At 70.6% G+C, this 24,345-nt stretch carries 18 protein-coding genes and 1 pseudogene; 10 read left to right on the plus strand and 9 right to left on the minus strand.

Annotated features, from left to right (window positions below):
- Both ACX9I7_RS29100 and eccE read right to left on the minus strand, forming a co-directional pair.
- Nucleotides 1–644: hypothetical protein (locus tag ACX9I7_RS29100; RefSeq protein ID WP_459389003.1), on the minus strand; the 644-nt coding region annotated here is incomplete at its 3' end.
- A 65-nt stretch (nt 645–709) separates the two neighbouring features.
- On the minus strand, nt 710–2,017 hold the full coding sequence (eccE, locus tag ACX9I7_RS29105; RefSeq protein WP_459389017.1) for a type VII secretion protein EccE: 1,308 nt from the start codon (nt 2,015–2,017) through the stop codon (nt 710–712).
- Nucleotides 2,018–2,219: 202 nt separating this feature from the next.
- Between eccE and eccB the strand changes: the two genes are divergently transcribed.
- The 4 genes from eccB (at nt 2,220) to ACX9I7_RS29125 (ending at nt 8,469) form a co-directional block, all read left to right on the plus strand.
- Nucleotides 2,220–3,782, plus strand: coding sequence for a type VII secretion protein EccB (eccB, locus tag ACX9I7_RS29110; RefSeq protein WP_459389004.1), 1,563 nt, complete (start codon nt 2,220–2,222; stop codon nt 3,780–3,782).
- Nucleotides 3,783–3,890: 108 nt separating this feature from the next.
- The gene (gene mycP / locus ACX9I7_RS29115; RefSeq protein WP_387567251.1) at nt 3,891–5,147 is read left to right on the plus strand and encodes a type VII secretion-associated serine protease mycosin; all 1,257 of its coding nucleotides are present in this window, start codon (nt 3,891–3,893) and stop codon (nt 5,145–5,147) included.
- Between the two features lie 436 nt (nt 5,148–5,583).
- The gene (locus tag ACX9I7_RS29120) at nt 5,584–6,939 is read left to right on the plus strand and encodes an outer membrane protein assembly factor BamB family protein (protein WP_459389005.1); all 1,356 of its coding nucleotides are present in this window, start codon (nt 5,584–5,586) and stop codon (nt 6,937–6,939) included.
- Nucleotides 6,940–7,167: 228 nt separating this feature from the next.
- Complete coding sequence (locus ACX9I7_RS29125; protein WP_459389006.1) at nt 7,168–8,469, plus strand: outer membrane protein assembly factor BamB family protein; 1,302 nt, start codon at nt 7,168–7,170, stop codon at nt 8,467–8,469.
- A gap of 44 nt (nt 8,470–8,513) precedes the next feature.
- On the opposite strand, the gene ACX9I7_RS29130 is transcribed toward ACX9I7_RS29125, so the two are convergent.
- Nucleotides 8,514–8,777, minus strand: a complete 264-nt coding sequence (locus tag ACX9I7_RS29130; protein ID WP_240667499.1) for a DUF397 domain-containing protein — start codon at nt 8,775–8,777, stop codon at nt 8,514–8,516.
- 386 nt (nt 8,778–9,163) lie between these two features.
- Between ACX9I7_RS29130 and ACX9I7_RS29135 the strand changes: the two genes are divergently transcribed.
- Entirely contained in the window at nt 9,164–9,568 is a 405-nt protein-coding gene (locus tag ACX9I7_RS29135; RefSeq protein WP_459389007.1) for a hypothetical protein, read from the plus strand.
- Nucleotides 9,569–9,587: 19 nt separating this feature from the next.
- On the opposite strand, the pseudogene ACX9I7_RS29140 reads toward ACX9I7_RS29135, so the two are convergent.
- Together ACX9I7_RS29140 and ACX9I7_RS29145 are read right to left on the minus strand one after the other, a co-directional pair.
- Nucleotides 9,588–10,588 (minus strand): annotated as a pseudogene (locus ACX9I7_RS29140) (IS5 family transposase).
- Nucleotides 10,589–10,924: 336 nt separating this feature from the next.
- On the minus strand, nt 10,925–11,092 hold the full coding sequence (locus ACX9I7_RS29145) for a hypothetical protein (protein WP_387565523.1): 168 nt from the start codon (nt 11,090–11,092) through the stop codon (nt 10,925–10,927).
- 1,038 nt (nt 11,093–12,130) lie between these two features.
- Here ACX9I7_RS29145 and mycP (ACX9I7_RS29150) point away from each other — a divergent pair.
- The 3 genes from mycP (ACX9I7_RS29150) to ACX9I7_RS29160 all read left to right on the plus strand — a co-directional run bounded on the left by mycP (ACX9I7_RS29150) (nt 12,131) and on the right by ACX9I7_RS29160 (nt 14,101).
- The gene (gene mycP, locus ACX9I7_RS29150; protein WP_459389008.1) at nt 12,131–13,321 is read left to right on the plus strand and encodes a type VII secretion-associated serine protease mycosin; all 1,191 of its coding nucleotides are present in this window, start codon (nt 12,131–12,133) and stop codon (nt 13,319–13,321) included.
- 100 nt (nt 13,322–13,421) lie between these two features.
- A complete protein-coding gene (locus ACX9I7_RS29155; protein ID WP_459389009.1) occupies nt 13,422–13,739 on the plus strand; it encodes a WXG100 family type VII secretion target in 318 nt (105 codons plus the stop codon).
- Between the two features lie 53 nt (nt 13,740–13,792).
- Nucleotides 13,793–14,101, plus strand: coding sequence for a WXG100 family type VII secretion target (locus ACX9I7_RS29160; protein WP_459389010.1), 309 nt, complete (start codon nt 13,793–13,795; stop codon nt 14,099–14,101).
- Between the two features lie 67 nt (nt 14,102–14,168).
- Here ACX9I7_RS29160 and ACX9I7_RS29165 read toward each other — a convergent pair whose 3' ends face one another.
- From ACX9I7_RS29165 to eccCa, 4 genes are all read right to left on the minus strand, one after another.
- Entirely contained in the window at nt 14,169–15,239 is a 1,071-nt protein-coding gene (locus ACX9I7_RS29165) for a hypothetical protein (protein ID WP_459389011.1), read from the minus strand.
- 134 nt (nt 15,240–15,373) lie between these two features.
- On the minus strand, nt 15,374–17,509 hold the full coding sequence (locus tag ACX9I7_RS29170) for a hypothetical protein (RefSeq protein WP_459389012.1): 2,136 nt from the start codon (nt 17,507–17,509) through the stop codon (nt 15,374–15,376).
- A 37-nt stretch (nt 17,510–17,546) separates the two neighbouring features.
- Entirely contained in the window at nt 17,547–17,993 is a 447-nt protein-coding gene (locus ACX9I7_RS29175) for a hypothetical protein (RefSeq protein WP_459389013.1), read from the minus strand.
- A 134-nt stretch (nt 17,994–18,127) separates the two neighbouring features.
- Nucleotides 18,128–22,108, minus strand: coding sequence for a type VII secretion protein EccCa (eccCa, locus tag ACX9I7_RS29180; protein WP_459389014.1), 3,981 nt, complete (start codon nt 22,106–22,108; stop codon nt 18,128–18,130).
- A 208-nt stretch (nt 22,109–22,316) separates the two neighbouring features.
- Here eccCa and eccD point away from each other — a divergent pair, with 208 nt between their 5' ends.
- Nucleotides 22,317–23,759: a type VII secretion integral membrane protein EccD gene (gene eccD, locus ACX9I7_RS29185; protein WP_459389015.1), complete on the plus strand. Its 1,443-nt coding sequence runs from the start codon at nt 22,317–22,319 to the stop codon at nt 23,757–23,759.
- A gap of 216 nt (nt 23,760–23,975) precedes the next feature.
- On the plus strand, nt 23,976–24,263 hold the full coding sequence (rpsO, locus tag ACX9I7_RS29190) for a 30S ribosomal protein S15 (protein ID WP_387565499.1): 288 nt from the start codon (nt 23,976–23,978) through the stop codon (nt 24,261–24,263).
- The last annotated feature ends 82 nt before the right edge of the window (nt 24,264–24,345 follow it).

A 24,345-nucleotide genomic window follows, 5' to 3' on the forward strand; every position in this document is an offset into this window, starting at 1 on the left:
GAACGCGTGCACCAAAGCGTGACCCCGTCGGGAAGCGTGGACAGTTTGTCGACGTCCTCCGGCGGCAGGTTCATCGTCCGGCCGATCTGCCGGGCCTCGTCGGGCGCGACCCGCTGGACGCCCACCAGGTCCGCCTGGGCCATCAGCCGCGGCGTGGTGGGGCTCGGGTAGGGGAGCAGGGTGAGCACCGACTGCCAGGGCGCCGGGCCCGTCCGGCCGCGCGGCGGGCGCGCCCCGCAGTCGCGGACGACGAGCACGGGGCTGTGCGTGGACGGCCCCTGCGGCGGCATCCGGCCGACGTCGTGGAGCGTGACGCACTGGTGCCCGCTGTTAGCCGACTGCGCGAGCGCCGTCCACAGCTGCCGCCGTCCGGTCTCGACGGCGACGCGCGCCCCGGTACCGACCGCGCGCAGCGCGACGACCTGGGCCGTCCACGCGCCGCCGACCAGGACCACCTCGTAGGGAACGGGCCGACCGAGGCCCAGGACGGCGGGCGCGCCCTGCTCGTCGGAGCCGATGACCACCCCGTCGTCACCCACGGGCAGCGCCAGCGACGCGAACTCCTCGTGCGACAGCTCGTGCCGCCCCCGGCGCGGCCCGAGCAGGCCGAAGCCGAACCGCGCCCGGCGGGCCGGCGCTGTCACGGGAGCCACCGAAGCCACCGAAGCCACTGGAGTCGCTGAAGTCATCGGAGTCACCGGAGTGTCCATCAACGCGTCCCTCCCAGCGGCAGCGTGGCGAGCACGCCCGGCACCTGCTCGTGGTCCAGCCGGACCAGCCCGACCTTCACCGCCCGGGCCGCCCGCTCCAACTCGCGTCGCACCCCGCCCAATTCATCCGCACTGCGCCCGCATATCCGGACATGTCCCGTCAGGGTCGGCGCGTGCCGTCCTTCGAGCGTCCGCCCTCGGCCGAGCGTCAGGCTCAGCGTCGTCGACAGCGCGGGCAGCGACGTGAGCAGCGCGGCCAGTTGCGGCAGGCCGGCGCCGCCCGCCCCCAGCCGGGGCCAGCGGCTCACCCAGTACACCGAGTGCCAGCGGTCGTCGCACCGCCAGGCGCGTGAGGTCTCCGCCGTGCGCCGCGCGGGCGCGTCGGCGCGGCCCGCCCGCGCGGTGGCCACCGGATTGAGGTCGGCCGCCGCCGCGAGGGCCGCCGTCAGCTCCTCCTCGGACAGCGGCGTCGCCGTGAACCCGGCGCCCGGCAGCCTGCTGGCCAGTTGCCGCGCCGCGCGCAGCACACAGCGCCGCGCCCCCTCGGCGCCGCCGCCGCGCGCCGCCACGGCCTCCGGGCACAGCTCCGGGTCGAACTTCAGCGCCACCCAGGTCTGCCGCACCGCGGGGGCGCCGCTCATCTCGTGCAGCAACGCGTAGTTCCGCGCGGGCAGCGCCTGGCCGGGCAGATGAGGGGCGGGGGCGGGCAGGGTGTTCTGCACCACCTGCACCGACTCCAGCAGGACGCCGTCCACGTCCATCGCGTCCCGCAGCACGTCCAGTGGCAGCGCCCGTTCGGTCCGCGCGGCCCGCAGCGGCCGGTCCACGGCGTCCACGCGCAGCACCGCCGTCAGGAACGTGCCGTCGCCGACCAGCCCGACCGGCCGCCGGCCGCGATCGGTGAACGACTCCGTCCACAGCGCCGGTTCGCACTCCACCAGGGGCGCCAGGCGCGGATCCGTACCCGGCGGCACCGGCTGCGCCGCCGTCCGCCGCGCCCGCCGCCGCAGCGCCGCCACGGCGGTCAGCCACTCCACGACGGGCCGCCGCCCGAGCCGCACGAACGCCAGGGCCACCAGCACCGCCGCGACCACCACGGCCGGGACGAGCGCCATCCGGCCGCCCGCCCACCCGGCGAGCACCACGGCCGCCGCGAGCTCCAGCAGCACCAACTGCGGCAGCCGGACCGGCCCCAGCGCCCCGTGCCCCGGCGCCGGCCGAAGCACGACACCCCCGGCGCCGGCGGTCCGCGCACCGGCCCTCCGCGCACCGGACTCCGGACCCCGCCCGGCCCGTACGCGCGCCATGGCAGCCACGACCCGTCAAGCCCCCTCGCACAACCCGGAATACCCCGCCGGGAAATCGGATGCCGCCTCGGGAACCCTCCCCCGGCGACAGGTGTCGATCACTTACGGGCATAGTAGAGGCTCGGTACGACACCGGGTCCGATAGGGCAGCGCCGGGCGGCCGAGGGAAGCCACGGCGAAAACGGGGGAGAAACAGCTCGAGATGGCATCACGGCGGGACGAACTCAACGCCTACACCTTCGCGAAGAAACGGACGGTTGCCGCTTTTCTGCAGCCCTCGCCCACCGGTTCCGAAGAAGGCGCCCCGCGTCCGCTGCGCACGGTCCTGCCCGGCGTCGTCATCGGCGCCCTGCTCGTCGCCGGATTCGGCGCCTGGGGCGTGTTCCGGCCCGTGGCGCCCAAGGGATGGGACGACGTGGCCGCCCATGTCATCGTCGGCAGCGACTCCACCACCCGCTACGTCGTGCTGAAGACGGATGGCAGGAAGCAGCTCCACCCCGTCCTCAACCTCGCCTCCGCCCGGCTGCTCCTCGCTCCCGGCAAGGGCGGCGTGATCAAGGTCCGGGAATCCGAGCTCGACGACGGACATATTCCGCGCGGCCCCACTCTCGGCATTCCGTACGCACCGGACCGAATGCCCACGGCGGCCCAAGCGGGCAAACCGAAACAGTGGGCCGTCTGCCAACAACCCGGCGGCAACGGGAAAACCACGCAAAAAGCGGTCTTCCTTTTCTCCGCGAACGACCCCAAGGCCAGGACGCTCACCGGCGCCGGACGGCTGCGCGGCCCTCAGGCCCTCTACGTCCAGGGGCCCGACGACGCCCGTTACCTCGTCGACCCCAAGGGCACCCGCTACCTCATCGGCGGACCTGACTGGCAGCGCCAGGACCCCGCCGACCGCAGCGTCCTCCTCCGCGCCCTCTTCCCCGACGGCGCCCAGCCCCAGCGCGTCACCAAGGAGTGGCTGGGCACCCTCGGCGAGGGCACGCCCATCACCGTCCCCGCCGTCGGCGGCCGCGTCGGCGAACCCGCGGGCGTCCCCACCCTCAAGCCCAAGGCCAACCGCGTCGGCACGATCCTGGTGGCCCCCACGGGCGCCACCACCCAGCACTACGTCGTGCTGCCCGGGAAGGTCGCCCGCGTCTCGGAGTTCGTCGCCAAGCTCCTCCTCAGCAGCCGCGACCTCGCCCCCCTCGGCCAGGCCGGCGCCCCCGAGCGGGTGAGCGCCGCCGACTTCACCCCCGACGCCGAGGAGTTCCACGGCGGCGACCACTGGCCCGCCCAGGTGCCCCGCCTCGCGGCCGCCGGCGACCCCCTCGCCGGCGGCGGCACCGTGTGCAGCGTCTTCGGCGGCCTCGATGCCTCCGGTACCCCCGACCTCGGCGTCTGGACGGGCAAGGACTACCCCGCGACCATCCCCGACGGCGCCACCAGCGCCTACGTCACCCCCGGCTCCGGGCTCCTCTACCGCCAGGTCACCGGGCGCCAGACCGACAGCGGCGCGGTCTTCCTCGTCACCGACACCGGGCTGCGCTACGCCGTCCAGTCCAACAACGACAGCGCCACCGGCAAGTCGAGGATCGGCGAGGAGCCCGCCGAGGCCCGGCCCGGTGAGCCGCCCGCCGTGCCCGAGGCGGACCAGGCACGCGTCCGGCTCGGCTACAAGGACGTCAACCCCGTGCCCGTCCCCGCGAACTGGTCCCAGTTCCTGCCGACCGGGCCACGGCTGGACACCAACAGCGCCAAGCAGCCACAGGGTTCGTGAGGAACACCCGTGAACGCCCATAACCGCACCCAAGCCCATAGCCGCACCCAAGCCCATAAGGGCACACCCGCCCATAACCGCACGCACGCCCGTAAGCGCACGCCGGTCATCCTCTCCGCCACCCTGCTGACCGCCCTCACCACCGGGGCGGCACCCGCCCCCGCCACCCCGGCACCGGCGTCGGCAGCGGTCGCCCTCGACGGCAGCGGCCAGTGCACCTACCCCGCCAAACCCATCAAGGGCACCCCCTGGTCGCTCCAGCGCGTCCTGCTCGACCAGCTCTGGCAGGACACCCGCGGCAAGGACGGTCACGGCAACCCCGTCCGCGTCGCCGTCATCGACACCGGCGTCGACAACCTCAACCCGCAGCTCAAGGACGCCGTCGACGCCAAGAGCGGCACCGACCTGCTCACCGGCGCCAAGGACCCGGGCGGGCCTCCCACGGCCGGAGCCTCCGGACCCGCGGGCCCCACCGTCGACCCCGTCGGCCACGGCACCAAGGTCGCCGGCATCATCGCCGCCCGCCCCTCCCCGGCGAGCGGGTTCGTCGGCATCGCCCCGGAATCGGTCATCATCCCGATCCGGCAGAACGACGAGAAGGGCACCGGTACCTCCCGCACCCTCGCCACCGGCATCCGGCAGGCCGTCGACGCCGGCGCCCGCGTCATCAACATCTCCCAGGACACCGCCACCCCGCTGCGGCCCGACTCCGACCTGGAACAGGCCGTCCAGTACGCCCTCGCCCACGACGTCGTCGTGATCGCCTCGGCCGGCAACGACGGCGCCGACGGCCAGGCCAAGGCCACGTACCCGGCCGCCTACCCCGGCGTCCTCGCCGTCGGCGCCTCCGACCGCAACAACGAACGGGCGTACTTCTCCCAGACCGGCGACTTCGTCGGCGTGGCCGCGCCCGGCGTCGACATGGTCTCCACCGTCCCCGGCGGCGGACAGTGCGTCGACCACGGCACCAGCTTCTCCGCCCCCTACGTCGCCGGGGTCGCCGCGCTCATCCGCGCCAAGCACCCCGACTGGAAACAGCACCAGGTGGTCGCCCAGATCGAGCAGACCGCGGAACGCCCGTCCGCCGGCCGCGACCGCTACATCGGCTGGGGCGTCGTCGACCCCGCGCGCGCCCTCACCGAGGACGACCACCCCCTCGATCGCGTCACCGCCCCGGGCGGCCCGGCCCACCCCGTCGCCGCCCCCGAACCCGCGGCCCTCCCCTTGGGCGAGAGCGCGCGGGAGCGACAGGCCCGCCTGGCCACCTACGCCCTGGGCGGCACCGCCGCGCTGGTCGCCGCGATCGCCGGCTCCGCCGTCGTCGTCCGGGACCGCAACCGCCGCCGTGTCCGTACGGGACCCTGACCACCGCCCCGGCCCACAGGGGCGGCACCGCCGCAGGGGCCGGCCACCCGCCGCCGTCCGCCCCGCGCGGGGCCGGGCGGTGCACCGCAGATAGGAATCCATGACTCAGCCACCACCTCCTCTTCCACCGCACGACGGAGAGCTGCCGCCGCAGGGCGGGGAGCCCGCTCCGCACCCGGCGGGGCAGCGCCTGCCGCAGGTCTGGGACACCCGCGTCGACCCGCCCGGCACTCCGCCGACGCCGCGGGGAGCCGTACCGTCGGCCGGTCCGACGGGCGGTGCCCCGATCGGTCCGCCCGCTGGTCCGACCGCAAGTCCGGCAGGCGGTCCGCCCGCAGGTCCGGCAGGCGGGCCGACCGGCGGACCGGCAGGCGCGTCCGGCTTCGGGCCGGCGCCGCAGCCGTTCGGGCCCGCCGCGGCGGCCGTGGCGTCGGCCGTGGCGGCGGCGGACACGGTCTCGGCCCGCCCGCCTGGCCGGGACGGGGGCGGCAAGCGCCGCAAGGCCCTGGCCATCGGGCTGGGGCTGCTGCTGGTGGCCGGTGCCGGCATGGGTGGCTGGCTGCTGTGGGGCCGGGGCGGAAACGATCCTGCCCAGAAGTCGAAGGGCCCGGCCCAGGCCGTCGACGCCAAGCTCGACTGGATGGCGCCGGTGCCGGACGCCGACAAGGAGCACGGGCTGAAGCAGATGGCCCCGCTGTGGTTCGCCAAGGGCAACGCCATCATGACCACCAGCAAGGCGGTGACGGCGTACAACGCGGAGACGGGCAAGCCCGCGTGGAGCGTCCCGATCCCCGGCTCCGCCTGCAAGACCTCCCCGAAGGTCGTCGACGGCATCGTCGCGATCATCCACGGGAAGGAGCAGTTCGACTGCAACATGCTGATGGCCGTCGACGTCGAACACGGCCGGGCCCTCTGGTCGAAGGAGCTCACCAACGACAAGGGCCTCAGCAGCCCCTCCGACGGGTCCAGCATTAGCATCGACCGGGGCCTGATCTCGGTGGCGGACACCGGTGGTGATCCCAAGGTCTTCGCCGTCGGAAACGGCGAGAGGAAGAAGCCGCCGAACTACGGATGCCGGGAGTACGGCGCGGTCGCCGACCGCTCGCGGCAGCTCGTCCTCGCCCAGTGCCAGCCCTTCGGGCGGATATTCGTCATGAATACGCAGCCCAAGTCCGACCTGGAGAAGTGGATCTGGAAGGTCCCGGACGGGCTCACCGTGCAGAACGTCCTCTCCGTCGAACCCGCGCTGCTGGTGGTGGGCAGGGAGAACGACTCCGACCCCTCGGACCTCGTGAGCCTGGACGAGAAGGGCCGGCTTCGGAGCCTGATATCCATCTCGGCGGGTCCGTACGACTTCAGCGACTGCTGGAAGACCGACCTGACGAGCTGCCGCGGCGCGGTGGTCGACGGCGACACCCTCTACCTGCCCACGAAGAGCGCCGACATGAACGTCGACGGCGTCAACGTCAACGCCATCGTCGCGATCGACCTGGCCACGGGCAAGAAGCGCTGGACCGCGCCGCTCGGCGGCAACCGGGGAAACCGTCCTGTGGCCATGCACGAGGGGCGTCTGCTCGTCTACCAGCAGGCGACGAAGGACGAGAGCGGAAAGCTGCTCTCCCTCGACCCGGCCGACGGCAAGCCCGCCGACTTCATGCGGCTTCCCCAGGAATCCAACGAACAGGAATTCAGCCTCGCCCGCAGTGGAAGCGCCTATTTCCACGACGGCCGCTTCTACCTGGTCGTGAACGAGGGCCTGATGCACAGCACGATGATGATGTCGTTCCACTGACCACTGACGAGTGCGTGCCAGAACGAGAAACGGAATCCAGGAGCCAAGTCAGTGACGCAGCCACCTTCCTACGGCTATCCGCAGCAGCCGCCATCGGCACCACTTCCCCCGGTGGCACCATCGCCCGTGCCGGCCCCGACCGTCCCGTCCGCCCCGTCCGCCCCGCGACCTGTGTCCAGCCTCGGCGGAAACTTCACCCCCCGCCGGCCCCCATGGCGCAGGCCGGCCGTGCTCATCGGCCTGGTGGTCGTCCTCCTGCTCGCCACGGGAGGCTGGGCACTGTGGTCGTTCCTGGGCGCCGGCTCGTCGAAGCCGAAGGGGGCGGACGACGCCGCCCACGCCCCCGCGGCGGGCACGGTCGCCTGGCAGGCGGAGGCGCGCGTGAAGCCCGACGAGGGGATGCGGGAGGCCCTGGGCACCTGGTTCACCTCGACGCTCGTGGTGAAGGCCGAACCGGATGTCGTCACGGCCTACGACATCAAGTCCGGCGAGAAGAAATGGTCCTTTCTCCTCACCGGCACGCTCTGCGCCGCCTCCCGGGAATCCGAGGGGGACGTGGCGGTCATCGCCGCCATGTTCGGTAACCACTGCATGAACCTGAAGGCCATCGACCTGCGCGACGGCCACCGCGTCTGGGACGAGCTCCTCATGGAGGAGAAGGAGGCGGGCGACAATCTCGACCCCAAGAAATGGGGGAAGTCCGGCCCCCATCTCGCCCTTTACGACGGCCATGTCTACACCACGTGGAAGGACGGCGAGCAGACCCGCCGTCTCTCCGACGGAAAGCGCGTGGACCAGCGGAAGCAGGACGCCTGCGAATGGGCCGACACGACCGGCGGCAAGCGGCTGATCTCCATCACCTACTGCGGGGAGAGCGAGATCAAGCTCCGTTCACTCGACCCCAAGAAGCTGGACAAGCCGAAGTGGAGCTCGTCCCTCAAGCGCAATGACGGCTTCGTCTCCGTCATCTCGACGGACCCGCTGGTCCTCTCCCAGTCCCCCGGAAAGGGCGGGCAGGACGACCGGTACGACTTCGTCGTACTGGACCCGGAGACCGGCAAGGAGAAGACGCGCGTCGCCTACAACAGCTACTGGCGGCTGGGCTCCTGCTTCCTCTCCACTTCGGGCTGCACGGGAGCGCTGGCCGACAAGGACAGCAACAGCCTGTACGTCGCCGGCCAAGGCGTGACCATGGCCTACGACCTCACCACCGGCAAGGAACGCTGGACCTACAAGAGCGACGCCAACCGCGTCACCGTGCCGACAGCCGTACGCGACGGCAAGCTGGCCACATACGTCCCCGCGACCGCCGAACGCCGCGGCCGGCTCGACTACGTATCCACCGCCGATGGCAAGGTCGCGCGCGTGGTCGAGCACTCGGACCGCGAGAAGGACCGGAAGAACGAGTCGATGATGGCCAAGGTGACGTTCCCCCGTCTGGTGAACGGGCGACTGCTCCTGATCAACGACGGGGGAGTCGGGAGCGACGGGGACGGGATGATCCTGGCGATCAGCGCGCCGGACGCGTGACGGCGCGGGTGGGGCGTGCCGCGCACGTCACGCCCCACCGCCGCTCACTCCTTGCCGCCGGCCCCGCCGCCGTCCTCGACGTCGATGTCGAACTCCCCGTCCCGCACGCCGAGCACGAACGCCTCCCACTCGCTCGCGGTGTACCGCAGCACGGTCTCGGGGTCGTTGGAGGCCCGCATGCCGACAGCGCCTCCCTCCAGATACGCGATCTCCACACGCACCTCGGAAGTGTCACCCGGGGCGCTGAGCCACTCGGCGCCCGAGATGTCCATGGCGTACAGCGCTTCCTTCTCTTCTTCAGTGGCCACTGCGCGGGACTCCTCTTCCGATCAACCGACGGTATGGGTGCGAGGCACCGCCGCCGACGCTAGCAACCGGAGGGTTCGCGAGGACGGGAGTTCGGCCACCAGTCCCCCGATCGATGATGTTTCCGAAGGGCAGAAAGGATCCATCACCTGATGTTCCGGGGCAAGGTCAAGCTCATGGACCAGCGCATCGGCGACCTTCGCGGCCGATGACGGCCGGGTCCTGGACCACCCCAGGCTCCGGGTGAACGACAACCGCATGGAACAGGTAGTGGCGGTCGCCGCACCCTGACGGATACCTGACGCGTACCCGGCGGCAATCTGGTTGGGGCGCCGTGTCACGAGTGACTACAGTGACGTAGAAGTGTCTGGGGGAGGGGGAGTTGGGGATGAACGCCCACCTGGCCAAAGAGGCCGAGACGCTGACCACGTTCAAGAACCGCATCGACGAGGTGCTGGCCAACCTGGAGAAGTCGGCGGCCTCACCGAAGACGATGGGCGACCAGAAAGTCGCCCACGACGCCTTCGGCAAAGGCTTCGGCTCGGCCGAGGGCCTTGCCGCGCTGTACGACGCGGTCCACGCCCGCCTGGAAACCCTGTCGAAGGCCTTCGGCGACCAGGTCGAGGCCATGGGCCTCGCCGCCGTGATCGCCGAACGCGGCTACGACGGCGTCGACGCGACCGAAGCCGCCCGGATGCGGGCCATCCAGGAGCGGGCGCACGAATACGAGCGCGGCGGCCCGACAACCCCGAAGCGTACGGACACTGCCGGCACCGGCGGGGCCGGGCTCTAGGGCGCGTATCGAGTCGTGATCAACCGGTTGGTGCGAGGTCCTTGATCCAGATCATGGAAGCGCGGAGATGGAGTCCGGCAAGGTAGCTGTCGGGGGTCTTGTCGTAGCGGGTGGCGATGCCGCGCCAGGCTTTCAGCTTGTTGATCAAGCGCTCGACGGTGTTCCTCGCCTTGTAGAGGTCGGCGTCGTGGCCAACGGGCCGGCCGCCCCGGCTGCCCTTCTTCTTCCGGTTGGCGGCCTGGTCCTTCTTCTCCGGGATGACCGCCTTGATCTGCCGTTTGCGCAGGTAGGTGCGGTTGCCGCGGGACGAGTACGCCTTGTCCCCGGCAACCGCGTCCGGCCGGGTGCGGGGACGGCCGACCGGGCCGCGGACCCGGACTTGCCGGAGCACGGGGATGAACTGCGGGCTGTCGGCGGCCTGCCCCGCGGTCAGGACGATCACCAGCGGGCGGCATTTCCGGTCGGCAGCGACGTGGACCTTGCTGGTCTGACCGCCCCGCGAACGCCCGAGCAGTGCGGCCTTCAGCCGGACCCGGTGCCGGCGCCGGATGCGTCTTCGCTCTTCTCGCGCGGGGTCGCTTTCGGCGGCCTGCCCGTCTTGTCCTTCCGGACTGCCCCCTTTTGCCGGGCCTTCTCCTCCTCGGCGGCGGCCTTCTCCAAGGCGGCGAGAGCCTCGTGGTCCAAGTGCATCCCGGCAGCGTCGTGGTGGGCCCGGACCGTGGTGGAATCCACGCTGACCAGCGACAGGTCCACCTCGTCCCGCTTCGCCGCCTCGGCGATCAGCCCCTCCAGCAGGGCTTCGAAGACCCCGGCGTCCCGCCACTGCCGGAAGCGGTTGTGGACGGTCGGCCAGGGACCGAACTCCTGCGGCATCTCCCGCCACTGCCCGCCCGTCTTGAACTTCCAGATCACACCCTCGAACTGCTGCCGCAGCCGCTCGGGATACGGGCCGTACCTGCCTACCGGCAGATACGACTCGATGAACTCCCACTCCGCATCCGTCAGTTGCGCCCGCGTCATGGAAGACGATCTACCAGAACGAGGTACGTGGCGTGGGAGAGTCCCACGGATTGATCACGACTCGATACGCGCCCTAGGGGGAGGGAGGAAGACAGGGATGTCGGACGCGGAATTCCAGGGCAAGTCGCATGAAGAGCTCTACGCGATGGTGGCGGACGCAAAGCCGGAGAGGCTCAGCGATGTCGGGAAGGCACTCAAGACGGCATTCGGCGATCTCGACCGCATCAGCCGCGACCTCAAGGGCCATGTCGCCCAGGTGAAGCTGGAGGGCGAGGGCGGCGACGCCTTCCGCAAGTGGGGCGAGCAGACGGTCATGCAGACCACGAAGCTGGCGCACTACGTCTCGTCGGCCGGCGCCGTAATGGACAAGGCGGCGGAGGGGCTCACGAAGGCCCAGTCGAGCATGCCGAAGCCGAGCGGCTCGGTGTGCTTCACGGACGCGGAGAAGGAACGGGCACGCCTGAAGGCGGCGGAGACGGACCGGCAGCATGCGGTTGACGCCATGCGGCTGCTGGATTCGTATTACGCGACGGCGCAGACGGATCTGGGGAAGCTGGAGGAGCCGCGGTTTGTGATGCCACCGGGTACGGGGTATCGCGAAGACGATTGGGAGAGGCCGTACGATTCGGCGTCTTCGGGCGGGCACACATCCAGCGGCAGAGGCGATGGCTCCTCCGTGATACCTCACAGCGGAACTGCTGGAGGTCCAGCGCGTGTTGCTCCGCCGGTTGGCGGTGCCACAAGCGCTGCTGTCCATCCGGGCGCAGTGGGACATGCCGGTCTCAGCGTGCAGCCGGGGACGGAACCGGGGGGCGGGTGGGCATCGGGAACGAATATCGACTCGACGACTGCTCTTCCGTCACCTCAGCCGAACACTCCGGTACCTGATGCGGCTCAGCACCACAGTCGTGTCGTCATGCCCCAGGCGCCGAGTGCTCCCCCGGTCGTATTGCCTCAGATGCCTGGTGGCGTTGAAGGAACCAGGGCCGGGGGAACACGTGGTGGCTCGCGGATCGGGTTCCCTGAAGCGACCACTGGCATGCCTCGAGGCGGTGGGATGCCACGTCCGAGGGACGGAATCGTGGGTGGCCTGCCTGCGGTCCCGGAAGGTGAGACCGGTGCCGCGAAATTGCCCCGAGGCACGGTTGTCGGTGAAGAGCGCGGTCTGATGAATCGTGGACCTGTAGGAGCGGGCGGTTACCCGGGAGTGGTCGGTGGTAGCGGTGCCGGTGCACAAGTCCCAGGACTGGGCCGAAGGCTGGTTTCCGAGCCCGGTGGCGTCATCGGGGGTCTGCGCGGCTCGGTATCGGGACAGGCGCCGTCCGGGATGAGGCCGGATTTCACCCAGGGCGGCTCCGGTCTCGTACGGGGTACGCCGGTACCGGGCATGATGCCGCATGCCGGTGGCCCGTCGGCCGGCACCGCTCGACGCCCAGCCGCTGGACGGCCGGATTACCTCACCGAGGACGAGAAGACCTGGACGAGTGGGCGGCGCGATACTGTCCCGCCTGTCATCGAGTAGTCCAAGGAGATTCCTGACGCATGCGATCCGTGTCACGCAGGTCGCGGCTACGCGTTTTGGCGTTGTTGTCCCTCCTGGCTGCCGGTTTCGTCACCATGCCGCAGGCAGTGGCGGACGACATGAAGTCCAAGCAGTGGTATCTCGATGCCATGCAGGCCGACGACATGTGGAAGGCGAGCCGGGGCGAAGGGGTGACGGTCGCGGTCGTCGACTCAGGCGTGGACAGCTCGGTGCCGGAACTGCAGGGCCAAGTACTGCAAGGCACAGACGTGTCCAATGAGCCATTGGGCGCCGATGCCGATCGGAACGGTCACGGGACGGAGATGGCCGCTCTGATCGCGGGTACCGGGGCGGGTGGAGGAATCCAAGGGCTTGCGCCCGGGGCCAAGATCCTCCCTGTACGGACCAAGGAATCAGGGCTCGCAGACGCAGCGGATCCTCTCATGGCCAGGGGGATTCGCTATGCGGCCGATCACGGTGCGCAGATCATCAACATTTCCCAGGGCGGCCCCGAGACTCCGACTCAGACCCGAGAGACGGAAGCCGCGGTGAAGTACGCGGTGGCCAAGGGGAAGCTCATCTTCGCGGCTTCAGGCAATGATGGTGACAAGGAGAACCTGCCTAGCTACCCGGCAAACATGCCGGGAGTCGTCTCCGTAGGCGCGATCGACCGCACGAGCACAGCAACCAAGTGGTCCAACAGTGCCAGCAACGTCGCACTCGCGGCCCCCGGAGACGAGATCCCGGGCCGCTGCAAGGAAAGCGCAGGCTTCTGCGCCACCCGCGGCACCAGCCAAGCCACCGCCCTCGCCTCCGCCTCCGCCGCCCTCATCTGGTCCAAACACCCGGACTGGACCAACAACCAGGTCCTCCGGGTCATGCTGGAAACCGCCGGCAAGCCGACCACGGGCAAGATCCCGAGCCCGTACATCGGCTACGGTATCGTCCGCCCCCGCAAAGTCCTCCTGGACGGCGAGGGCGATCCCGGCCCCGCTGACGTCAACCCGTTGCTCGCGGCGGGTGAATCCGCGCCGCCGAAGCCGGCTCCTTCGAGTGACTCGACGTCACAGGAGACTTCTCGCCGCCAGTCCACGGCGGAGCCCGGCCCCACCCGGGGTGGCGGCACCAATCTATGGTTGGGCGTCGGTATCGGCGCCGCAGTGGTCGCGGCAGCCGCGGCCACCGTCGCGGTGGTGCGACGCCGACGGTAGTAACGAGACATCCGGCCGAGTGGAACCAGGCAGGCCGGATCACGAAGCGCGAATTCGAAGCGGATCGGTTCGCAAAACAACTCATGGGGGATGGTGAAGCATGTCGAGCACGCAGAAAATCAATGACGACGCGTTCAGGACCTTCAAGAACGCCATGGACCAGTCGAGCCAGGCGTTCACGAGCAACCTGCGCACTCTGGCCAACGCCATCGCGACTGTCGAAAGCGCGTGGAAGGGCGAGGCCGCCGCGGTATTCAAGGCCGCGCAGCAGGACCTGAACCGGGAGCATGACGCCGTGCGCCAGCTCATCGATCATGTTCGTGAGGCGGTGGGCAAGACCCACACCCTGACCGGGGCCGCCGATCAGGAGATCGCGTCGAGCGTGAGGAGCGCCAGCGCGATCGACATGTACAACTAGTCAGCACATTCGGGCCTGATGAGGGGCTCAGACACGACATGGGGAGTGGGAAAATGGCAACAAACGGTGGCGAACTCCTTGTCACATACGCCTCGTTGCACGAGACGGCTGGGCAGATCAGCGGCGCGGCCGGCGTGGTCCAGAGCGAGATCGCGGCCATGCAGTCGGCCGTCGCCAATGTCTCGGCCGGCTGGGAGGGTGACGCCAAGGCGGCGATGGACGAAGCCCAGAAGCGGCTCCAGGACAGGGCGAACGCGATCGGGGAAATCCTCGACCGGGTCTCGAAGAAGATCCGGGAGGGCGCCGATCACTACCGCGTCACCGACGTGAAGGCGTCGCAGCTCTTCACCGAAGCCTACTGAGCGGCAGCACACGGGGTGGGCGGCCGCACGGCGGCCGCCCACCCCGTGTGTGCTGAGCTCGTTCAGGTCACGGCGTTTCGAGGCTGGAGCAGTGGTGCCTGCTCGCGGCGTCCTTGGCGAAAGCGGAAACCAACTGCCGCTGCAGGTCGATATCCGCTGCCGTTGCAGCGCTGGCGTCTGAGCGGTACACCACGGCGCTGGTGAATCGTGCTGTACCGAAAAAACTGGCGCAATCGGCGGTCGCCCAGGCGAAGTCCGATCGTTCCTCGGCGCCGGCCCGGCCGTGCGCTCCGCCCCAGCCGTGCGTGCTGACGAGGTCTCGAGCGTACGGTCCGTAATACGCGGAGAGTCGGTAGATCGGGGACCTCTTGCCATCGAGGAGATAGCAATCCTCAATGAGCGAGTCGGATGCCGGAGTCTCGACAGCCATGTGGACGCCGTGCTCTGCGAGCTTGGGCGCCAGCGCGGTGAGCGGGCGGCAGGCGCCAACGGCTTGTGAAAGGTCCGAGGCGTCACGATCAGGCCTGGGGGGCTGTGCGGGCGTCTGGGCGGGATCGGGGGCCTGGGCCGCTTCGCACCCCCACCTCTCCGCTGCTCGCAACGCCGTCCGCGTGGTCGCTGCGGCCAGCGCGCGGTAGGCCTTCACGTCGTTCGAGGGACTCTCCGTCGATCCGCGGTACCACCTGGCGCTTACGAGCAGACTTTTGTTCTTGGCGCGACAGCGGAGAAGGGTGCTGAGATCGACCACCGAGCCATACCCCGACAAGGTGCCCGGCCACCCGCCGCCCAGAGGGGCCGCTACGCCATTGAAGCCCGCGAAGTCCCTACGTCCCAAAGCGGAGAGGGGCTGCCCGACTTCGTCGGCCCATCCCACACTGAACTCGGCGGTACCGCCTCCCTTGCCTTGTGCCTCCACGGCGCATCCGTCCAGCCAGCCGGCCTTGGCTTCCGGTATCCGTTCTTTCGTTCCTCGCAGGTCGTCGGAGGACAACAGCCTGGTGAGATCGCCTCGGGGCAGGATTCCTTGACAAGCGCCTTTCAAGGACCTTGAGGTCTGCCAATCGGTGTAGCCGCCGAAATACAGATATGCGCCGGCCCCCACGAAGAGCATCCCCAGGGCCCCGATCAGGCAGAGCACCAGCCCGGGGCCTTTTCTTGCGTTGGTCGAAGTCCGGGTTTCGTGCGGCTCGGTATTTTCTGAAGTCCGGTTTCTCATACTCGTGAGTGCGTCGCTTCCTGGGGCTCGTCGCTTCGTGTGAGTTCGGTGGCAGCTCACTTCAAAATTCTTTTGGCGGCCTGACTTCCGCGCTCCGATGCCGATTCGACATCGCCGTCCATTCCCTCGACGATGTTCCGTCCGTGAATATCGCTCTCTTGAACGTTGCGGCCTTCCGCCCATCCCTTGATCATGAGATGCATCTGCTTGCTGGTGTCGAGATAATTGTCGGCGATCTTTGCATTGGCGTCCGCGTCCGCCTCGGCCTTCCAGTCGTTTCCCAGCCCCCAGGCCCAGGTGTCCACGATCCGCTGGCCCGCGTCGCCCAGACGGAACACCTCCGGCCCGATGGGGAGAGGAGTGATCAGGCCGCCGATGATGTGGTAGGCAACCTTGCTTTTCCAGTCGGCACTGGTATAGGCCGCAGAACGTTCGTCGTTGAAGATGTCCTCACGAATCGCGGTGTAGGAGCCCAGAACGGCACCCGCTTTGCCCAGCGGGTTCGTGAGGTCGTAACCCTTGGCGTCCCCCGGCACCTGGTCGAGCTCCTTGGCGATATGGAGCGAAGAGGCGCTGTGCAGGGTTCCGTATGCGGCAGGGTCTTCCGACAGTGCTCGCATGGTGCGCAGCAGCTTGCCGGCCTCGACCGACATCTGGACCTTGCCGTCCTCGCGGACACCGTCCCAGAGCTTGTAGTCCGTGTTGCCGCTCAATATCTCGTGGGTGTCAGACGAATACTCGGCCAGCGCGTTCGCCAGCGGCCTGCGCAAGTGGACCGGTGCCGCGGTGCTCGAATCCGGGTCGACGAGTCCGATGGTGTCGTGCATGACGCGGGCCTGAGCGATCGTGTGATGGGCCTCGGGGTTCGGTCGCTCGCCGTCGGCCAGCGGGGTGTGTCCTGTGGCAGCGGCCTCGATCGCGTACCCCAGGCCGGTCTTGCTGGTGGGGTCGTCCTTGAAGATGACCGCGCCGGGTCCGATCATGGCGGTCTGCGGCCACTCCCGTTCCTTGAGCAGATACTCGAGATGCTCGTTCTTCCCGTCCGCTCCGGGGTCGAGGAAAGCGGTGGCGGCGTCCGGGTTCTTGCTCATGACGCCGAGCAGATGGTCGAGCGGGTCGTGCTGGATTCCCGCTCGTGGGCGCCATTGGGTCCAGATTCCCGGGTGCTTCTTCTCAGCGGCGATGATGTCTTCGCCCATGTCGTTCAGGAACCGGGTGTCGTAGCGGCTGTCGCTGTGTTCCATCAGACTGACGAAGGACTGATAGCCGTACAGTGGGTCGGTCTTGCTGCCGAAGTTCTTCTCACCCGCTCGTCGCAGGTCCTCGTGCCACTTGCCGTAGAAGGACGATCGGGGTTCCGTAGTGGCAGTGGCGATCGTTCCGGCCAGGCCGGCCTCTACGTTCAGGTAGTTGCGCTGATGGCTTTTGTCATCGCCGTACGCCAGGCCGTTCAGCTTGTTGGTCAGCTCGATCGTGCCGTCCGCGCCGAGGCTGCTCAGGAATGTCTGGCTGAATGCCTGGTCGTGGTCGTTGTCGCGGAAGAGTCGTTGCAGCTCGGCCATGTCCTTGGCGTCGAGGTGGCCCTTGGAGTCGAGCTTGGTCGCCAGCTCGTACGCCTCCTTGGCCTCGGCCTTCTCGATGTCGCCTTCCGCGTTCGCGTTGAAGCCGTGAGGCGTGCCGTCGAGGAGGTCCGGTGTCGTGTCCTGGGCCGCGCTGGTGAGCGCCAGCTTGACGCCCTGGTCCGCGTCGTCGAAGGCGCGGACGACGTCGGCTATGCGCCGGTTCCAGGAGTCCTCGGCCTTGGCGATCGCCGCCGGGGCGTCGGGGTCGTGCAGGACAGCCGGGTCGTCGCGCTTGGTCCATGTCGCGCGCCCGTCGTCGCCGATGCGCATGTGGTCCTTCTCGGCCTCGGCGACCGCCGACTTCAGCTTTCCCCGCAGGTCCGTGAACTGGCCGTGCGCGTCGCGCAGCAGTGAGGCGATCGCGCGGGCTTCCTTGGCCGCCGCCGTGTACTGCTCGCTGGTCAGCTGCATGGTGGTTTTGCCCGCGAGGTTGGCCTGGCCGGTCCAGGTGCCGTCGGAGGCGATGGCCTTGACCTGGCTTTCGTAGTCCTTCTGCAGGGACTCGAATTTCTTCGCCGCCGCGTCCCACTGTTCCGCCGCCGTCGTGAGGAGGGCGAGGTCCGTCGTCATGACCTGGTGGTACGTGAGCATGAATCCCCGGCTCCCCTCAGTAGCCCGAGACGCGTGACGGGAAAGGCGGATTGGCGTTCAGTGGGCCGTTGCCGCCCGGTTTCAGGAGCGGGAACTGGCCCGCGAGCCCCGAGTCCGCTCCCAGGAACAGCCGGTTCGTCCCGCTCAGGGCCGCCTTTTCCGCGGAGAGCCGGGCCTGCAGCGCCTTGACCGATTCACGCCAGCCCTTCAGGGCCTCGTTGATGCCGGCCCCCGTCGCCCAGTCCTGGAAGCCCCTCGCCGCGGCCTCGGACGTCTCGTCCGCCACTCGGCCAGCGGCCTGCGAGTCCGGCTCTATGTGCTGTTCCAGCGCCGATACGGCGGAGCGTTTCTTCGCGGCCGAGGAGGACAGGTCCGGACCCCTGCCCGTACCCCCGGTCCCGTCCAGTCGTGTCCGCGTGACCGCGTCGGCGCGCAGTCCCGCCCACTCGTCCTCGAACGTCACGATGCCCCCAGATCGCCGTCAAGTCGCCCAAGTGCCAAGGCACTACAAGGCATTCGCGCGTTCGAAGCTAACAAGGGGGGCGCGTGTGACGCACCCCCCTTGTTGATCTCTTGGCGGGATCTTGCTCCCGTCGGTCACTGCTCCGGCAGCCACCCCACCTGCACCAGCGGCGTCCCCCGCCGCCGGGAGACGAAGAAGCCGCGGCCCGGCGGCATGGGGCGCGGGCGGACGCCGCCGAGGATGTCGCCCTCGCCCGGGTCGCCGGACAGGACCACGCCCTGCGCGCCCAGCTCCTTCACCCGCTGCATAAAGGGCTCGAACATGGAGCGCGACGCCCCCGCCGAGTTCCGCGCGACGATGAAGTGGACACCCACGTCCCGCGCGAACGGCAGGTTCTCCGTGAGCACCGCCAGCGGGTTCCCGCCGCCTCCCGTCGCGACGAGCTCGTAGTCGTCGACGATGACGAAGAAGCGCGGGCCCGACCACCAGCTCCGCTCCCGGAGCTGTCGCGGGGTGACGCCGGGCTGGGGCGCGCGGCGTTCCATCAGGCCGTTGAGGGCGTTCGCGTGGACGGTGAGGGACGAGGCGATCGGGGCGTACTCCAGGAGGTGGGTGTCCGGGATGACGTCCAGCAGGGAGCGCCGGTAGTCGCCGACGACGATCTTCGCCTCGTCCGGGCCGTAGCGCTCGGTGAGCTGCTTGGCGATGAGCCGGAGCAGCGCCGTCTTGCCGGATTCGCTCTCGCCGAAGACGAGGAAGAAGGGGTCGGTCTCGAAGTCGACGAAGACGGGCTCCAGGTTCGTCTCGTCGAGGCCGATGGCCACGCCGCGCTCCGGGAACTCCGTGCCCTTCGGCAGCTCGTCCGCCCGCAGCGCGCGCGGCAGCAGCCGGACGCGCGGGGCGCTCGGCCCGGACCAGGCGGCGCCGACCGCCGTGAGCAGGTCGGCCGTCGCGTCCGTCATGGTCGCCGGGTCGCTGCCGCCGTCGATGCGGGGCTGGCCGGCCATGAAGTGGAGCTTCTCCGGGAGCTGGCCGCGCCCGGGCACGCCGGCCGGGACGTTGGCGGCGACCTTGCGGTCGAACTCCGAGTCCATCGTGTCGCCGAGGCGCAGCTCCAGGCGGGTGAGGAGCTGGTCCTTGAGCGCCGGGCGGACCTCCATGTTGCGGGAGGCGGTCACCACGACGTGCACGCCGTAGCCGAGGCCGCGTGCCGCGATGTCCGTGACGACGCCTTCCAGCAGCTCGTACTCCTGCTTGAAGCTGCCCCATCCGTCGACGAGGAGGAAGACGTCCCCCCAGCCCTCGTCGGCGAAGTCGCCGGCCGCCCTGCGCCGCCGGTAGGTGGCGATGGAGTCGATTCCCCGCGCGCGGAAGAACTCCTCGCGGCGGGCCAGGATGCCCGCGACCTCGGCGACCGTGCGGCGTACGCGCTCCGGGTCGAGGCGGGAGGCGACGCCGCCGACGTGGGGGAGGCCGTCGACGGAGCTCATGCCGCCGCCACCGAAGTCGAGTCCGTAGAACTGCACCTCGGCGGGGGTGTGGGTGAGCGCGAAGGAGGTCACCAGCGTGCGCAGCAGCGTCGACTTGCCCGACTGCGGGCCGCCGACGACGAGCATGTGGCCCGCCGCCCCCGAGAAGTCCCGGTACAGGACGTCGCGGCGCTGTTCGAAGGGCTTGTCGACGACGCCCAGCGGCACCACGAGCCGGCCCTGGCGCGAGGGGTCGGAGGCCGTCAGGCCCCGGCCCGGCACCTCCGCCAGCGGCGGCAGCAACTGGTCGAGGGACGGCGCCCGGTCCAGCGGCGGCAGCCACACCTGGTGGGCCGGCGGGCCCTGGCCCTCCAGCCGCCGGACGACCACGTCGAGGACGGTGTCGGCGAAGGCGTCGCCCCCAGCGTCCCCCGCGCCCCCCGCGTGCCCGTCGTGCCCCGAAGCCGGATCCGGGACGACCGGCGCCGCGTACGTCACCGGCACCGGCGCCGCCGTGAAGAGCACCGGGCGCCGTTCGACGGGCAGTGCCGAGCCGTCCGTGCCGGCCGCCCCGCCCGCCCGGTACGGGCCGGAGACGTACGCGGCCTTGAACCGGGTCATCTCGTCCGTGCCGAACTTCAGATAGCCCGAGCCCGGCACCGTCGGCAGGTGGTAGGCGTCCGGCACGCCCAGCGCCGTACGCGACTCGGCGGCCGAGAACGTGCGCAGGCCGACGCGGTACGACAGATACGTCTCCAGCCCGCGCAGCCGGCCCTCCTCCAGACGCTGCGAGGCCAACAGCAGATGGACGCCCAGGGAGCGGCCGATCCGGCCGATCTGGATGAACATGTCGATGAAGTCCGGCTTGGCCGTCAACAGCTCGCTGAACTCGTCGATCACCAGGACGAGTGAAGCCAGGGGCTCCAGCGCGGCGCCCGCGGCCCGCGCCTTCTCGTAGTCGTGCACGTTGGCGTAGTTGCCCGCCGACTTCAGCAGCTCCTGGCGGCGCTGGAGCTCACCCGTGATGGAGTCGCGCATGCGGTCCACCAGCGTCAGGTCGTCGGCGAGGTTGGTGATGACGGCCGCGACGTGCGGCAGCCCGGACATCCCCGCGAACGTCGCGCCGCCCTTGAAGTCCGCGAGGACGAAGTTCAGCGTCTCCGAGGAGTGGGTGACCGCGAGGCCCAGCACCAGCGTGCGCAGCAGCTCGGACTTGCCCGAACCCGTGGCGCCCACGCACAGGCCGTGCGGGCCCATGCCGTCCTGCGCGGCCTCCTTCAAGTCGAGCATCACGGGCGCGCCGTCCTCGCCGACGCCGATCGGCACGCGCAGCCGCTCGGCGGGCGTGCGCGGCCGCCAGGTGCGGGCGACGTCCACGGCACCGGCGTCGCCCAGCCCCAGCAGCTCCGTGAAGTCCCAGTTGGCCAGCAGCGGCTCGTCCTCCTCGCCACTGCCCGGACGCAGCGGCGCGAGCTGCCGCGCGAGCGCCTCGGCGGCCTCCGGGGACAGCGTGTCCGGCACCCCGTCGTACGCCGCCACCTGCGACCGCAGCCGCAGCGCGCCCGGCGCCACGCTCACCGCCAGCCCGCCGCGCAGCTCGTCCAGCTCGCCCGGCACGACCTCCACGACGGTGACGCCCTGCAGGCCCTCCGGCGAGGCGAGGAGCGAGTCCGGCGGCACCGCGGCGCCCTCCAGGAACAGCACCACATGCGGCTGCTCCACCAGGGGGCGGGTGTCGCGGCCGAAGCGGGGACGCCCCTCCAGACGCGGCGCCAGCAGCTCCTCCAGCTCGCCGAGGTCGTCACCGATCAGCCGGCGCGCGCCCGCCCCGTCGACCGTGCCCGGCAGCTGCACGTGCGGCAGCCACTTCGTCCACTCCCAGCGGGCCGCCGCGGCGCGCCCGGCCACCACGGCGACGACCAGGTCCTCGGGGGAGTGGAGCGTGGCCAGCTGGGCGACGAGCGCCCGCGCGCAGCCGTGCACCGTCTCCGGCTCTCCCGAGAGGGTGACGTGGTAGAAGGCGCGCAGCGACACCGCCATGGGCAGGCCGTCCAGCGAGCCGTGCACGGCCAGGAAACGCTGCATCGCGCCCGCCGTGAGCGGCTCCAGCTGGTCTATGGGCGCCGTCTCCGGGGCCACCAGCGGGGTCGCGAGCCCCTGCGCGCCCAGCCCGACGCGCACCTGCGCGAAGTCGTCGTCGGAGGGCCGCCGCTCCCACACGCGGGAGCCCTCGGCGACCACCGACCACAACTGGTCGGGGGAGGGGTGGAGATAGAACTGCGCGTCGCGCTGCGCCCGTGCCGTGCGCCGCACGGTGCGCCGGGTCTGCGCGAGGTACCTGAGGTAGTCGCGGCGCGCGTCCGCCATCTGCCCCTGCGAGCCCTGCCGGTGCCGCACGACCATGGCGACGGTCATCCCGAGCGTCGACACCATCATCAGGGCGCCCATGATCTTCATCATGGGGTTGGAGCCCGGCATGAAGAAGTAGACCATCGACGAGGCCATGCCCAGTGTGGGCAGCAGCTGCATCAGGAAGCCCTCCTGACGGCCGCGCGGCAGCTCCGGAGGAGCCTCCAGCCGCAGTTCCCCGCTCGGCGGCTCGGGCGGCAGCGCCCGAGGCTGGCGCTTGACGACGACCTGGGTCACGGAACGGCTCAACCCCTCTGCACCGAGGGTCCGTTTCCCGCCCGGCACCCCTGTGGCCCCGGCCGCCCCTCGCGAGACGGTGATCCTATCGGCGTACGGGAGTTCGCCCCCGGTAGGGTGACCAGCCGCGAGTGCCACCGTTGGTGACCACCCGTCGGCCAAACCTCAAAATCACGGCATCACATCACAGCATCAGGGAGCAATCCGGGTGAGTACGTCCGCCACGACCGGCTTCTGTCGGGTGACCGTCGTCGCGCCGGACAGCCGCGTCGACGTCGCCCTCCCCGAGGACCTCCCCGTCGCCGACGTCCACCCCGAGATCCTCCGGCTGACCGGAGGCACCCAGCCCGTGGGCACGCCCACCGGCTACCACCTCGTCCGCCGCGACGGCACCGTCCTCGACGGCGCCCGCACCCTCGCGGCCCAGCGCGTCCTCGACGGCGAGATCCTCACCCTGCGCCCGTTCGCCGAGTCCCTGCCGCCCGCCGTCCACGACGACGTCTCCGACGCCGTCGCCGCGGCCGTCACCGGCGACCGCGCCCTGTGGAACACCCGCATGCTGCGCGCCGCGGGCCTGACCGGCGCCGCCCTGCTGCTCGTCCTCCTGGGCCTCGTCCTCTGGAACGCCGACCCCGCCCGCCACGACGCGCACGGCCTGCCCGGCATCGTCGCCGGTGCCGTCGCCGTCCTCCTGACCGCCTACGCGGGCGTACGGGCCCGGGTCTACCGGGACCGCGGCTCCGCCGTCGCCCTGGGCATGGCGGCCGTGCCGCACCTGCTGATCGCCGGCTCCGGCGTCATCGGCCCCGCCGTGGGCGAGGGCGCCGGACGCCTCCAGTTCCTGCTGGGCTGCGCGACCGTACTGATCGCCTCCGTCGTCCTCGTCGCCGTCACCCCCGGTGGCGACGCCCCCTTCGTCGCCACCGTCGTCACCTCCGCCACCGGCGTCCTGGCCACCTTCGGGATGATCCTCACCGGCGCCGCGCCCTCCGCCGCGGCCGCCGTCTGCGCCGTCGCCGCGATCGGCGCGCTCGCCTTCCTGCCCGGCCTCTCGGCCCGCGCCGCCCGGCTGCCCATCGGCTACGCGGCGCCCCACGGCACGGGCGACGACCTGGACGCGCCCCGGACCGGCGCCGACACCGCGCCCGTCGACGCCGAGCGCGTCGCCGCGCGGGCCCGCCGGGGCCACGAGCTGCTGCTCGGCCTCGTGGGCGGCTGCTCGGCCGTCGTCGTCGCCTCCGCCGCCGTCCTCGCCTTCGCAGCCAACCCCTGGGCCCCGGCCCTCGCGCTCACCGCCGGGCTCGCCATGACCCTGCGCGCCCGGCTCTTCCGCTACACCTCGCAGGTCGCCACCGTCCTCGGCGCGGGGCTGGCCGCGCTCGCCCTGCTCGTCCTCGGCCTGGCCCTGCGCCCGCACCCCGGCGGCCACGGCGGCGCCTCCGACATCCGCACGGTCTGGCTCACCGTGGCCGTCGCCGCCGTGGCGGCCCTGCTCACCGCGATCGCGCTGATCATCCCCAGCAAGGGGCTGTCACCCTTCTGGGGGAGAGCCTCCGACATAGTGGAGAGCGTCTTCCTGCTCGCCCTCGTCCCCCTCTGCCTCGCCGTCCTCGACGTGTACGCGACAGCACGCGGCCTCGCGGGCAGCTGAGGCCGCCGGCCCGCCCACCGCCGCGCCCCGGAGGCCGGAAACCGGCCCCCGGGCTGCTACTGTGTCCAGTGGCCGTTTGCGTACGCGCCTCCGGACCGCCCGCCAGGGCGTCTGGGGACAGCGCCCAGCGGACCCCGCCTCCCGAGTAACGGAAGCTCCCCTGAGACAGAGACCAGGGGCACTCGGTGGCCAAAACGAGACTCATAAGGAGTACGCGTGTCGCTCGACGCCGCCACGAAGAAGACCATCATGGCCGAGTTCGCCACCAAGGAGGGCGACACCGGCTCCCCCGAGGTCCAGGTCGCGCTGCTCACCCGCCGCATCTCGGACCTGACCGAGCACCTCAAGATGCACAAGCACGACCACCACTCCCGTCGTGGTCTGCTGATCCTGGTCGGCCAGCGTCGCCGCCTCCTGCAGTACCTGGCCAAGAAGGACATCACGCGCTTCCGCGCCCTGGTCGAGCGCCTCGGCATCCGCCGCGGTGCCGCGGGCGCCAAGTAAGACGCCATGAAGGGAGCGGTTCCCACCACCTGGGGGCCGCTCCCTTTGCGTATCCCGTGGGAAGCAGAAGCTTTGTAATCTG

The organism is Streptomyces sp. L500 (assembly GCF_054551825.1).

Excerpts from the sequence above, each read along its gene's own strand:
- eccE (WP_459389017.1), bottom strand. The coding sequence starts at position 2,017 with ATGGCGCGCGTACGGGCCGGGCGGGGTCCGGAGTCCGGTGCGCGGAGG.
- ACX9I7_RS29135 (WP_459389007.1), top strand. The coding sequence starts at position 9,164 with ATGAACGCCCACCTGGCCAAAGAGGCCGAGACGCTGACCACGTTCAAG.
- ACX9I7_RS29170 (WP_459389012.1), bottom strand. The coding sequence starts at position 17,509 with ATGACGACGGACCTCGCCCTCCTCACGACGGCGGCGGAACAGTGGGAC.
- ACX9I7_RS29145 (WP_387565523.1), bottom strand. The coding sequence starts at position 11,092 with ATGGCGTCAACCGCATGCTGCCGGTCCGTCTCCGCCGCCTTCAGGCGT.
- mycP (WP_459389008.1), top strand. The coding sequence starts at position 12,131 with ATGCGATCCGTGTCACGCAGGTCGCGGCTACGCGTTTTGGCGTTGTTG.
- ACX9I7_RS29160 (WP_459389010.1), top strand. The coding sequence starts at position 13,793 with ATGGCAACAAACGGTGGCGAACTCCTTGTCACATACGCCTCGTTGCAC.
- eccB (WP_459389004.1), top strand. The coding sequence starts at position 2,220 with ATGGCATCACGGCGGGACGAACTCAACGCCTACACCTTCGCGAAGAAA.
- ACX9I7_RS29155 (WP_459389009.1), top strand. The coding sequence starts at position 13,422 with ATGTCGAGCACGCAGAAAATCAATGACGACGCGTTCAGGACCTTCAAG.